At 62.0% G+C, this 12,568-nt stretch carries 8 protein-coding genes; 5 read left to right on the top strand and 3 right to left on the bottom strand.

What is annotated here, in order from left to right:
* Positions 1-187: 187 nt before the first annotated feature.
* Positions 188-1,222, bottom strand: a complete 1,035-nt coding sequence (locus ACQK2M_RS16505; protein WP_425418685.1) for a LacI family DNA-binding transcriptional regulator — start codon at positions 1,220-1,222, stop codon at positions 188-190.
* Between the two features lie 175 nt (positions 1,223-1,397).
* Between ACQK2M_RS16505 and ACQK2M_RS16500 the strand changes: the two genes are divergently transcribed.
* From ACQK2M_RS16500 to ACQK2M_RS16490, 3 genes are all read left to right on the top strand, one after another.
* On the top strand, positions 1,398-2,336 hold the full coding sequence (locus ACQK2M_RS16500) for a dihydrodipicolinate synthase family protein (protein WP_425418684.1): 939 nt from the start codon (positions 1,398-1,400) through the stop codon (positions 2,334-2,336).
* A 58-nt stretch (positions 2,337-2,394) separates the two neighbouring features.
* Entirely contained in the window at positions 2,395-3,390 is a 996-nt protein-coding gene (locus ACQK2M_RS16495) for a TAXI family TRAP transporter solute-binding subunit (RefSeq protein WP_425418683.1), read from the top strand.
* A gap of 63 nt (positions 3,391-3,453) precedes the next feature.
* A complete protein-coding gene (locus tag ACQK2M_RS16490; protein ID WP_425418682.1) occupies positions 3,454-5,364 on the top strand; it encodes a TRAP transporter permease in 1,911 nt (636 codons plus the stop codon).
* A gap of 234 nt (positions 5,365-5,598) precedes the next feature.
* Here the strand turns inward: ACQK2M_RS16490 and ACQK2M_RS16485 are convergent, their stop codons facing one another.
* Complete coding sequence (locus tag ACQK2M_RS16485) at positions 5,599-8,103, bottom strand: hypothetical protein (protein WP_425418681.1); 2,505 nt, start codon at positions 8,101-8,103, stop codon at positions 5,599-5,601.
* Positions 8,100-9,812: a vWA domain-containing protein gene (locus tag ACQK2M_RS16480; protein WP_425418680.1), complete on the bottom strand. Its 1,713-nt coding sequence runs from the start codon at positions 9,810-9,812 to the stop codon at positions 8,100-8,102. Before ACQK2M_RS16480 ends, ACQK2M_RS16485 begins: the two co-directional genes overlap by 4 nt.
* A 458-nt stretch (positions 9,813-10,270) precedes the next feature.
* Here ACQK2M_RS16480 and ACQK2M_RS16475 point away from each other — a divergent pair, with 458 nt between their 5' ends.
* Together ACQK2M_RS16475 and clpX are read left to right on the top strand one after the other, a co-directional pair.
* Entirely contained in the window at positions 10,271-10,900 is a 630-nt protein-coding gene (locus ACQK2M_RS16475) for an ATP-dependent Clp protease proteolytic subunit (protein ID WP_223476759.1), read from the top strand.
* Between the two features lie 299 nt (positions 10,901-11,199).
* Positions 11,200-12,486, top strand: coding sequence for an ATP-dependent Clp protease ATP-binding subunit ClpX (gene clpX / locus ACQK2M_RS16470; RefSeq protein ID WP_223476758.1), 1,287 nt, complete (start codon positions 11,200-11,202; stop codon positions 12,484-12,486).
* Positions 12,487-12,568: the final 82 nt, after the last annotated feature.

The following is a 12,568-nucleotide window of genomic DNA, read 5'->3' as shown; positions in this document are numbered from 1 at the left end:
AAACTTTTCGGCGCCGACCTGGAAGCATCTCACAGCGATGGCAAAAGTGGGGCCGAAGGCGGACATTCAAATAGCCGGTCTGGGAACGGCGAGATCGGACATTCAGACGACAAAGGGTCGCTTCAGTCCCGCGCTGGAACGGACCGTCCGATGGAGTGGCTCTCCTGAATCTCGGCGATTCGTCGTTTCACTTTGCTGCAGGCGGGCCGGCGGTTGATCTGCGCGGAAATAGCGTCGGCGTGGCGACTATTGTCTCTGCCTTGCCGCCCGCATCCTTGCTCAGCAGATCGAGCGCCGCTCTGGCGATCTGGTCGAATGGCACGCGCACGGAAGTGAGCGGGACCGGCAAGCTGCTGACGATCGGAACGTCATTGTAACCGACGAGAGAGATGTCCTCCGGCACCGAAAGACCTTTTCGGCTCAGTGTCGACAACGCGCCGATGGCGGTATTGTCGTTGACTGCAAATATGGCCGTCGGCCTCTCTTCCAGGCTCATGAGTTTTTCGGCCGCCTCGGCTCCGGAATCGATTCCGAATGTCGATTTGGCGACCAGCTTTTCGTCGAAACCGATCCCTGCTTCAGACAACGCGTCCATATAGCCTGAAAGGCGTCCGCGTGCGCTCGAGGCATAGGATGGGCCGCTGATCAGTCCGATGCGTCGATGCCCGAGGTCGATGAGGTGGCGCGTGGCAAGATAGCCGCCCAGGCGATCGTCGCCGATCGCGGACGCACTTTTTCCGTCCGTACGAAGGGCCAGAACGAAGTTCACGCCGCGCGCCTGCAATTCGGACGGGAAGTCGTCATCGAGACGGGACGTCGCGAGGACAAGGCCGTCCACGCCGCGATTGAGCAGCGTCTCGGCTGCCTCGCGCCCGGCATCCGGCTTGTCTTCGGTGGTGGCGACTATGGCAAACTGGCCGGTCCGCTCGCACGCATGCGCGATGGCTTCGTAGAGCATCGCCATGACCGTGTCGGTCAGCCGCGGCACGATCACGCCGACGGTCATCGTCCGTCCGCGGCGCAGGCTGGCGGCGGAGACGTCGCGAATGTAGCCGAGTTCCTCGGCAACCTTGCGAACCCTGCGCGCCGTCTCGCTGTCCGAGCGCGGCAGCCTTTCGTCAAGGATCCGCGAGACTGTGGATTTGGAGACGCCGGCCGCGGCCGCGACATCAAGGATCGTCACCCGGCCTTTTCGGTCACCGGCTTCCGTTTTCTGATCCAAGATCGCCTCCTCGGACAGCGTCGGATTTACGAAGGGTCAACATTTTCTCTTGACTCGCAGTTCTGTCAGGTTCTAGATGGGAACGTTCCCACAAACGATCCCTTTCCGCAAGTGGAATTCGGTGGAACATAAATGGGAACGTTCCCGTTATCGATCCTAAAGTGAGGAGAAGCACATGTCCACCATGGATCTTCGCGGTCTCAGCCCCGCACCTGTCACCGCATTCAAGCGCAATGGCGATCTCGACATCGAAGCCAACGTCCGCATCGCCAAATGGCTTGCCTCATTCGACGACGTCAAATCCCTCGTCATTCTCGGCCATGCCGGCGAGGGTACATTCCTGACCATGGACGAGCGCCTTGAACTCATCCGCGCCTACGCGGATGCTGTCGACGTGCCGATCGTCGCCGGCATCACGGGCGAGGGCACCAAGGTTGCCGCCGAAGAGGCGAAGAAGTGCCGCGAAGCCGGCGCAACCGGCGCGCTCGTTTATCCGAACCATGGCTGGCTGCGTTTCGGTTTCCAGAAGGGGGCTCCGCAGGACCGCTACAAGGCGATCTGGGAAAATTCGGGGCTTCAGTGCATTCTGTTCCAGTATCCCGATGCGACCAAGGCAAGTTACGATCTCGACACGCAGATCGAGATTGCCGCCCAGGAGGGCGTGGTGGCGACAAAGAACGGCGTTCGCAACATGAAGCGTTGGTATGTCGAGATCCCGGAACTCAAGAAGGCCCAGCACGACCTGCAGATCCTGTCCTGCCATGACGAGTGGCTTCTGCCCACCATGTTCGATGTCGACGGTCTGCTCGTCGGCTACGGCAACATCGCACCGGAACTGCTGATAGACCTGATCAAGGCCGGCAAGGCGCAGGATTACACCGCTGCCCGCAAGGTGTTCGAACAACTCCTGCCGGTCACCCGCACCGTCTATCACCGTGGATCGCACATGGAGGGCACCGTCGCCCTCAAGATCGGCCTGCGCTATCGCGGCCTGCTCGACCATGCGACGATCCGCGAGCCGCTGAAGGATCTCGGCGCGGCAGCCGAGCGCGAAATCGAGGAGGCGTTCAAGGCCGCCGGCATCAGCCCTGTCCAAAACATGATGGCCGCCTGACCGTCAATTTCCGCCCCTGCCTTCCGGCAGGGGCCCAATTCAACTGGAGGAGTTAGAAATGTTTTCCATTCTCGGAAGCTATCTCAAGGCAGCGGCTGTCACGGTCGTCATTGCCTCGACAACCACGGCGGCGTTCGCGCAGGAGGTGCGCATCGGCGCGATGCGCGAAGGCTCTTCCTGGTATGTCTTCGCGGCAACGCTGGAACAGATGATCGAGCCGATCTTCGGGGCGAATACCGTCGAGGTCATCGCGCGCGGCGGCGGTGTCGCCAATCCGATGGTCGTCCAGTCCGGCAAGGCCGAGATCGCGCTGTCGAACGTAGCGACGGCCAAATGGGCGGCAGAAGGCGCGCCGGTCTATCAAGGCGCTTCAGCGCCGGATATCCGCGCGCTCGTAGGCGGCCTCAACAACGTCTATATCGGCGTGATGGCCCGCAAGGCCTTCACCGACGAGATGGGAACGACCGATCTTGCCGAAATCATCAAGTCCGGCAAGCCGATACGCCTCCTGTTGAAGCCGACCGGTTCGAGCGCTGTTCCCGCCGCGGAGTTGATTCTGGAAGCCTACGGATCGAGCTTCGACAAACTGAAGGCCGATGGCGGTGACGTCGTCCAGGTTGCCTCGGCCCAGATCGCCGACACGGTCCGTAACGGCAACGCCGATATCTACATCGACACGATGATCAAGGGGCATCCGACGATCACCGAGGTCAACCTAACCGCCGACACGGTCTTCCTCGACATTCCGCAGGACGCGATGGATCTTCTCGCCAAGAACGGAATGACACCCGGTAAATACGGCCCCTGGTTCGAAGACCAGACGGGCGAGAACACCGGCGCCAATCTCGGCACCGTCCTGATCGCCAACGCCTCCCTTGACGAGGAGAAGGCCTACCAGATCACCAAGGCCCTGTGCGAGAACGCCGAGGTGATGGGCGCCGCACACGCCGCCTGGAAGTCGTTCAAGGCTGAGAACGCATACAAGCCGGAAAACACCGGAATCGAACTGCATCCCGGCGCAGTCCGCTACTACAAGGAACGCGGCTGGATGTAACCGTTTCGGGAGGCGCATCGACATGCGCCTCCCGTTTGTCTTCTGGGTTCGGGAGGAAGAACCATGCCTGCAGAAAATCTCAAATCGGCTTTGCGTTCGCCAGCTTTCATCATCGGGTGTGCGTTCATCGCGTTTCAGGTGTGGATACTGTTCGATGCCCAGCAGCCGATGCTCCAGCGACCGGCCCACGTCGTCTTCGCACTCGTCCTTCTGTTCCTGTACAGGCCGCTTTCCGCGGACTGGATGCCGCGTTCTCTTCGCATCGCCATCGACGCGCTGCTGATCGCCGCTTCGCTTGCCGTCGGCGCCTACTATCTCGGCGAATTCGACCGGCTGACGACGCGAATGGAAAACGTGTCGCCAATCCTCACCATCGACATCTGGGCTGGCACCGCGCTCGTGCTGCTTTTGCTGGAAGGCGCTCGCCGCGCCGTCGGATGGATCCTTGTCAGCGTCCTGCTGGTTTTCATTGCCTACGCGTTCTTCGGCAATGTTCTGCCAGGCTGGCTTTCATTCCGGGGCTTCGACCTTGAGCCCGCCATCGAAATCTCGACCATGACGACCGCGGGCGTGCTCGGCATAACGACCTCGACGTCCGCCGACTTCATCTTCTATTTCATAATGTTCGGCGCGTTCTACGGCGCTATCGGCGGTGGTCAGCTCTTCATCGACCTCGCAATCCGCCTCGCCGGACGTGCCGTCGGCGGGCCCGCGAAGACCGCTATCATTTCCTCGTCCCTGATGGGGTCGATCTCGGGAAGTGCGGTGGCCAACGTCGTCTCGACCGGCGTGTTCACGATACCGTTGATGAAGCGCTGCGGGATGAAGGATCACCGCGCGGCCGGCGTCGAGGCGATAGCCTCCACGGGAGGCCAACTCATGCCGCCGGTGATGGGCGTCGCCGCTTTCATCATGGCCGAGATGCTCAACATGCCCTACGGCCAGATCGCACTTGCCGGACTTATTCCGGCAGTAGCCTTCTATCTCGCTCTGCTGCTCGTAGTGGACCTGTCGGCCCGCCGGGGCGGACAGAGAGCGATGACCGCGGAAGAAGTCGCCAGGACCGCTCCGCTGCTTCCACGCCTTCATCTCCTGCTGCCGCCGATCGTTCTCGTCTTCGCGCTGGTGAGCGGTTATTCCGCGGCCTACTCGGCTGTGATCGCGACACTTGCATCCATTGTCACGCCTTTCCTGCGCCGTTCGACCTGGATCGGTCTCGACGGCTTCATCGGAGGATTGCGTGAAGCACCGAAGCAGGCTGCGGAAGTCGCGATACCGATCGCCGCCATTGGTCTGGTCATTGCCGTAGCTGTGCAGTCCAACCTCGCCCTGAAGTTCGCGGGTTCGCTGCTGACCCTTTCCGAAGGTTCGATCTACGCGTCTCTCGCGCTTGCCATGCTCGGCTGCATCATCATGGGCATGGGCTTGCCCACGGTCGCCGCCTACATCATTGGCGCGGTTCTTTATGTTCCCGCCATGCAAAAGCTTGGTTTGGAGCCGCTGGCAGCGCATTTCTTCATCTTCTACTACTGCGTTCTTTCGATGGTCACACCGCCGGTCGCGCTGGCATCCTTCGCCGCAGCCGGCGTCGGCAACTCCTCGGCCATGAAAACGAGCATGTCCGCCTTCGGCATGAGCCTCGTGGCGTTCTTCATACCTTTCGGCTTCGTGTTCGATCCTGGTATCCTCTGGCAGGGAACCGCCGCAGAGATAGGATCGAGCGCGCTTGGCCTTATGGTGGCGACCGCGCTTTGGGCGATTGCCTTTGGCGGATGGTGCGGAAAGCCCCTGGCCATGCCGCTGCGGGTTGTCATCGGCCTCGCCGGGCTCGCCGCAGTCATCGAGCCGATGGGAAGCACCATCTGGTTCACTGCACTGGCGACCGGATGGGGTATCGCTCTCGCCGCTTTCCTTGCGTCGCGGGCAGACCTGGGGAACTTCGAAAGCAGGGTCTTCGTGCAGGCCGCCGAGTAGCGCTCATTTGATCACGACGTCTCCAGGTCTCTCACGCTTACCGGTGATACCTTTTCCCGCGTCTGCATTTCAGATCCTGTGAGCCGAACCCTGCGCTTAGCAAACCGGACTGCAAATACGTAAATGATCTGCGGCCGAGTGGCTCGTTCGCCAGGGCGTGGCGAGCGAGGAGGGGCGGATATCGTTGTGATGCGATCGTGGAGGGGGAGGGCGGACAGCAGGACCTTTGCGGCGCTACTTCACCCTCTCCAACCAGCAAAAGCCTTCGCTACCGCAAACTTCGATTACATCGATCTCGCCGCTCGGCAATCCCAGCTCGGGGATTCCCGGAAACTGCGCATCGATGTTGCCGGCTTCCACTTCCTGAGCGTGTTCGTCGATGGCCGCCAAGACGTCGGTGGTAAAGCGGATATAGCCGTTGGAATATCCGGGATCGACATCCCCCCATCCAATCGCCAGCAAGCGGCCTCCGGTGTCGCGTTTGGCTGCGCCGGCATTGGTGCCGGCCTGCGTGCAGACGGAGAGAATTTCGCCCTCGGCAAATGGAGGCACCGTCATGTCGCGGTCGAAATCGTAGTAGCCGCTGACATGTTCGAGAACGTCTTCGCCGACCGCGACTTCGCGATAGGCATGGCAACCGAACAGGTCGAGCGACGGGATGTCGATGAGCAGGACGTCTGCGGATGCCGGGGCGAGGCGGACGGCATGGTTGCGGTCGGTGCCGCGTTCGTAGCCCGTCCAGTCATAGGCGTTGAGACTGGCAAGGCGCGGCGGCGTGGCGGGATTGCTATCGAGGTTGGAATAGGGTGATTCCTCGCTCGACAGCGATATCTCCATCGGGATCGTGTCCGCGCCGGCCATAATGTCGAAGCGCGTGACCGGGAATTCCCAGACCGACGGACCGGCCTCGCCGACCACCGGCTTGCCGATCCTGACGCCGGCATCGTCGAAAGCCAGTTTCGGCGTGTGTTCAAGCGGCTCGGAAAACCGCACGGTCACGGTGATTGGCCGTTCGGCGATCTGTTCGGCCTCGTTCGCCGGGACGACCTTATCCGCAGCCACCTGCCGTTTGCGCGGGTGCAGGCCGAGCTCGATCATCGAGCCGAGCATGGCGGCGATGCCGGCGAGGCGCTCCCGCTCGGTGATGAGCGCGTTTCGGAAGGCGACGAGGCCGTTATATTTGCGCTGCGCCAGAAGCGCCTCGGTGGTCTTCTGGAAAACGATGTCTTCGCTGAGCGCATTGGAGTTGTTGACCGCTGACTGCGCGAAGGCCTTGTAGGCCGTGGCGACCGCGTCGATGCTGACATTGGTGACCGCGTCGACCGGGACACGGCCTTCGCTGATGCCGGAGGAGATCAATGCGCGCACATTGCCGATACCGTCCTTGGCCAGCATCTCGACAACATCGCCGACGACCGTCGATTCGACGCCGTTGAGATCGTTGACATAGGGCACGACGTTGGGATTTTCGGCGAGCTGCATGGAGGTATGCTTGCCGATTCCGGCCTGGATTGCCTCTGTCGCGATCGTGGCGATTCCGCCGGCATCGAAGTCGGTCCAGAAGCGACTGGGCAGTTTGCGAACGGCCTGGGCGGGGATTTCCAGGCCGGCCTTGCTCAGTTTCCGGGCGAGGGCTGAGACAGCCGGCGCGGCGGCGCCGCCCGTCAGCGCGGCGGACAGCACCACGCCGGTCGACTCCACGGCCAGAACGAAGATCAGCATGTCACGATTGCGCAGGTGGATGCGCAACGCGTGTTCGCCGGCTTTTTCGCTTGCCTCTTCCCAAGCCTCGCGGGCACCGGCGAGCCGTTTCTCGGCCTGCGCGATCAGGTCATCGGCGCTCGCGATCTTTGCTTCGGCGAGAGCCAGCGCGTCGCGATAGCCGCGCTGGCCGAGAGGGTCCGCGGTCGCCGAGCCGCTTTCGTCGGTCACATAGGACGCGTCGTACCAGATCTCATCGCCGCGATGGACGGTGACACGCTCGATGAAGGGCGGCGGAACCTGAAGCATCAAGGCGAGGAAAGCAGCGCCCGCGCTTGTCTGCTCAAGAGCGCGCGCATTGAGGGCTTCGTCGGTCGGCGCTGCCGTCGCCGCGTCGAGCGCCGCGTCAAAGCTGGCTTCGATGGCGTCGAGTTCCTCCTCGCTCGTCATGGCGGCGCGGGCGGCGTCGAGACGCGCCTCGAAATCGCGCGTGTTGGCGTCGAGCGCCTCGCCGGCGGCGGCGACCTCACGCTGTGCGGCGCGAGCGGCTTCCACAGCGGCGTCATAGGCCATCCGCAACTCGTCAGCTCTTGCTTCCAGGTTGCGAGCGAGGATCTTGTCCGAGCCCTTCTCGGCGACGCTCTGGGCGCGCAGCATGCTCAGCAGCCGCGTCTTCGCCGATTCTTCCTCGGCCGTCGCCCTGTCCGCCATCAGTTCCGCGTCGGTGATCCGCGACCGGGCGGTGTCGAGCGCGCGCCTGCGCTCGTCGAGCAGCGCGGCATGGGCCTTTTCCGCCGCCTGGCGCTTGGCCCAATAGGCCCGCCATTCGGCCAGATATTTTTCCCTGGCCGCCTTGCGTTCGGTGAAGGCCTTGTGCGCGCGTTCCTCGGTTGCGGCATAGTCCTTCAGCGCTTGCTGATAGGCGCCCTCGGCGGCATTGATCTGGGCGGTCTGCGCCTGGCCGGCCAGCGCACTGAGCGGAGCGCTGCCGGCCATCAGCGTTGCCATGGCGATCGAGACGAGACGCGAACGGATCATCGCAAGGTCACTTTCACATTGGTTGTCTGGCCGGCGGTTATGTCGAACGGATCGCTGTCGAAGGTCTGGCCGCCGCTGATCATGGCGCGCAGAAAGTATCGCCCCTCGGCCAGAGCGAGCGTGTGCGATCCGCCGAGATTGTAATAGGCGGCCCGCTTGCCGTCGCTTTCGCGGACATAATCGATATTGAGCAGGCTCTTGCCCGTCTCGTTGGCGATCTCATGGCTGAGCAGGCCCGCCTGCATGTCGAGGGTCGGCGTGGCGGTTTCATTGCCTCTGATCGTCACCGGAAAGGTGCGCAGGACCGAAATGGGCGGCCTGTTGCCGTAATCGAGAAGCGCCTTGATCACATAATCGCCGGCACGCAACGCCTCTGGCGCATTTCGCTCTCCAACCATGAAGGACACGCGGCCGGAACCGGCATCGGCATCGGCCTGCGTGCGGTAGACCTCGTAATCGATGCCTGTGGCGGGCGCCCCCTGGGCGCTCAGGACGGCTTTGGGCAGCAGAAATCCGATCCGCATATCGAATGCGTACTCTGTGGCTTGCCCGGCGACGATTTCGATTTCGGCAGTCTCGCTGATGTCCTGATGGGTGGCGCGCACGAGATAGCGGCCCGCCGGCAGATAGGTATCCGCATTGGAACTGGCCGCTTCGGTCAGCGCCTCGGAGGCCGGCCCATCCGCGCCAATCTCGAAGAACTCATAAAGGATCGGATCGGCGGCAATTGTCTTGTCATCGGTCGCATAGGCGAACATGACCGCTGAGCCGCCATTGAGGTTGAGCGCGCCAATCTGCTTGCCGTCTTCCCCGAATTCGATTTCGCCTTTGGCCGTGACATGGGTGCTCTTGAAACGTACTGCGACTTCATACGTGCCGGCTTCAAATACAGGGTCGTCGGGAAAGACAACGCCAAGCCCGTCGTAGAAGGGCTGGCCGTCCTTGTAGACGTTCCAGCTGACGTCGAGCGGGTTGAGCCGCTCGCAGGTCTCGCACAATTTGGCGTAGAGGAATTGCGAAGCTTTCGGCTCGGCGGGTTCAGACGTGGCGGGCACGGGCGCTGGAGCCGGTGTAGCAGCAACGGTGGCGCGCAGAGCGCTCAGCAGCTCACCGGCGGTGCTGGCGCTGTAGAACTGGCCTCCCGTCTCGGTGGCGATGCATTGCAGCGCCGCGAGTTCCTCGTCGGTCACGTCGAAGCCGATGACATGCACGTCGAAGCCCGGATTGACGACCTCGAAAGACCGCGCCTGGGCGCAGGGATCGGCCTCGCAGGTTTCCAGCCCATCGCTGACGAGAACCACCGAGGCGTTGTCGCCGGTGTAATAACCGACTGTGGCTGCCGCGAGCAGCATGGAATCGGTGATCGGCGTCTTTCCCTTCGGCGAGATCGACTGAACCTTGTCGATCAGCGTCGCGCGGTCGACCGGGCCGGGCATGGCGACTACCTCGATGTCGGAACAGTCGTCCTTGCGCCGGTGGCCATAGACCATCAGCCCCATATCGACGCCGTCATCCCAGGTCGTGATCAGGTCGGTCATAACCTGTTTAGCGATGGTGATTTTGGCCACGCCGTCGATCTGGCCCCACATCGAGTTGGAGCCGTCGAGCACCATCATGACGCGGGAATTGTCGGATTGTGCATAGGCAGATGCGACAGCGGAGAAGGAAAGGAGCATGGCCGCGACGCAGCGGAAGAAATGTCGGTTCATTGGAAATGTCTTATAGTAAAGGACCAGTATCGCGGCCGGTTGAAACGGGTCGCACAGAAAGGCAACGAAAGCGGGAGATTAAAACGTCCGGGCCATGGCGCATCCACGTCGAGTTGCGTTTGTGGTCTTAGATTAAATGAGTTTTTCGTCCGATCAACTGAATTTACCGTGACAGTTCAACTGCGTAAGGGTGACGCGCGTCCAGTCGTATCGAGAAGACGATGTCGGTGCATACATCCGACCGAAACGCGGACCGATTCGCCCGTCTGCGGTCGCCCGCCTGACACGTCACGCGAAAACCGCCCCTCCAGCGTTCTTTTCCCCACCTTCCGGCCATTAAGGTTTACGAGCAGCCGCGTCTTGCGGAACCGGGGTCCGGCACCCTAAATATTGCCCGAATGATTCTTTCGCGCCCATGTTTCCCGTGCGCTTTCCAGCAAATCCCCGAAAGGTCTCCGATGAGCAATCCGATCGACACCGCCATGAACCTCGTTCCGATGGTCGTGGAGCAGTCCAACCGCGGCGAGCGCGCCTATGATATTTTCTCGCGCCTGCTCAAGGAACGCATCATCTTCATCACCGGGCCCGTCGAGGACGGCATGGCTTCGCTGGTCTGCGCGCAGCTGCTCTGGCTCGAGGCGGAGAACCCGAAGAAGGAAATCTCGATGTATATCAACTCGCCGGGCGGGGTGGTGACGTCGGGTCTCGCGATCTACGACACGATGCAGTTCATCAAGGCGCCGGTCTCGACGCTGTGCATCGGCCAGGCCGCGTCGATGGGGTCGCTGCTGCTGACGGCGGGCGCCAAGGACATGCGCTTCTCGCTGCCCAATTCGCGCATCATGGTTCACCAGCCTTCGGGCGGCTACCAGGGCCAGGTCACCGACATCCTGATTCACGCCAAGGAGGTCGAGGCGCTGAAGCGCCGGCTCAACGAGATTTACGTCAAGCATACCGGCCGGTCCTACGATGACATTGAAAACGCGCTGGAGCGCGACAATTTCATGACGGCCGATCTCGCCAAGGAATTCGGCCTGATCGACCGGGTCATCGAATCGCGCGACGCGATCGATACCGAAGAGAAATAAGGCCCGTCGCGCCCATGTTGCATTTGTGCGACGGGGCGCGAGGAACGCGACGTTACGTCAAATCTACGCTTTTCGCGCGGTCGGGAGGCGATTAGGTTGAAATCAGTGTCGCGGTCTTAAGGGAACCGTAAAGGAAATTGTCGAATCGTTGCGCATGAAGCGTATATGTGTACGAATGTGATTTGAATCCTTTGTGACGCAAGGCGTGTTTGGCCGGTCGGTCGCGTCGCAGAAATGAAGTCGGGATTGCGGGAACGCACGTTCAGGTTCCGAATCGTGATCCTCTGAAAGGAATGGGCATGAGCAAGGTTGGCAACAGTGGCGGTGGCGGCGGAGGAGACTCCAAGAACACGCTCTACTGCTCTTTCTGCGGAAAGAGCCAACACGAGGTCCGCAAGCTGATCGCTGGGCCGACGGTATTCATCTGCGATGAGTGCGTCGAGCTTTGCATGGACATCATCCGCGAAGAGAACAAGTCCTCCATGGTCAAGAGCCAGGAGGGCGTGCCGTCGCCGCAGGAAATCCTCGGTGTCCTCGACGATTATGTCATCGGCCAGAGCCACGCCAAGCGTATCCTGTCGGTCGCCGTGCACAACCACTACAAGCGGCTCGCCCACGCGGAGAAGAACGACGACGTCGAACTGGCGAAGTCGAACATCCTGCTGATCGGCCCGACCGGTTGCGGCAAGACGCTGCTCGCGCAGACGCTGGCGCGCATCATCGACGTCCCCTTCACCATGGCCGATGCCACCACGCTGACCGAAGCGGGCTATGTCGGCGAGGACGTGGAGAATATCATCCTGAAGCTGCTGCAGGCCTCCGACTACAATGTCGAGCGCGCCCAGCGCGGCATCGTCTATATCGACGAGATCGACAAGATCTCGCGCAAGTCGGACAATCCTTCGATCACCCGCGACGTGTCGGGCGAGGGCGTCCAGCAGGCGCTTTTGAAGATCATGGAAGGCACGGTCGCTTCGGTTCCGCCGCAGGGCGGCCGCAAGCATCCGCAGCAGGAATTCCTGCAGGTGGACACGGCCAACATCCTGTTCATCTGCGGCGGCGCTTTCGCCGGTCTCGACAAGATCATCTCCGACCGCGGCCGCAAGACCTCGATCGGCTTCGCGGCTTCCGTGGAATCCGCGGACGAGCGCAAGGCGGGCGAACTGTTCCGCCGCGTCGAGCCGGAAGACCTGCTGCGCTTCGGCCTGATCCCCGAATTCGTCGGCCGCCTGCCGGTGCTGGCGACGCTCGAGGACCTCGACGAGGACGCATTGGTGCAGATCCTGACCGAGCCGAAGAACGCGCTCGTCAAGCAGTATCAGCGCCTGTTCGAGATGGAGGAGGTCAGCCTGATCTTCCACGAGGACGCGCTGCGCGCGATCACCCGCAAGGCGATCGAACGCAAGACCGGCGCGCGTGGCCTGCGCTCCATCATGGAATCGATCCTGCTCGACACGATGTTCGAGCTTCCGGCCCTCGAAGGGGTGCGCGAGGTCGTCATTTCGGAAGAAGTGGTGTCAGGCAGCGCCCGTCCGCTCTACATCTACGCGGACCGCGCCGAGGACAAGGAAAACGCCTCCGCGTGAGGCGAACGCACACGGTGAACGTTAGTGAAAAGGCCGGGCGACCGGCCTTTTTCTTTTGAAGTCCGGTCGGCGCCATTGCGGA

This window comes from Oricola indica (assembly GCF_965227485.1).
GTDB lineage: Bacteria > Pseudomonadota > Alphaproteobacteria > Rhizobiales > Rhizobiaceae > Oricola > Oricola indica.
This window is presented reverse-complemented; position numbering and strand designations above follow the sequence as displayed.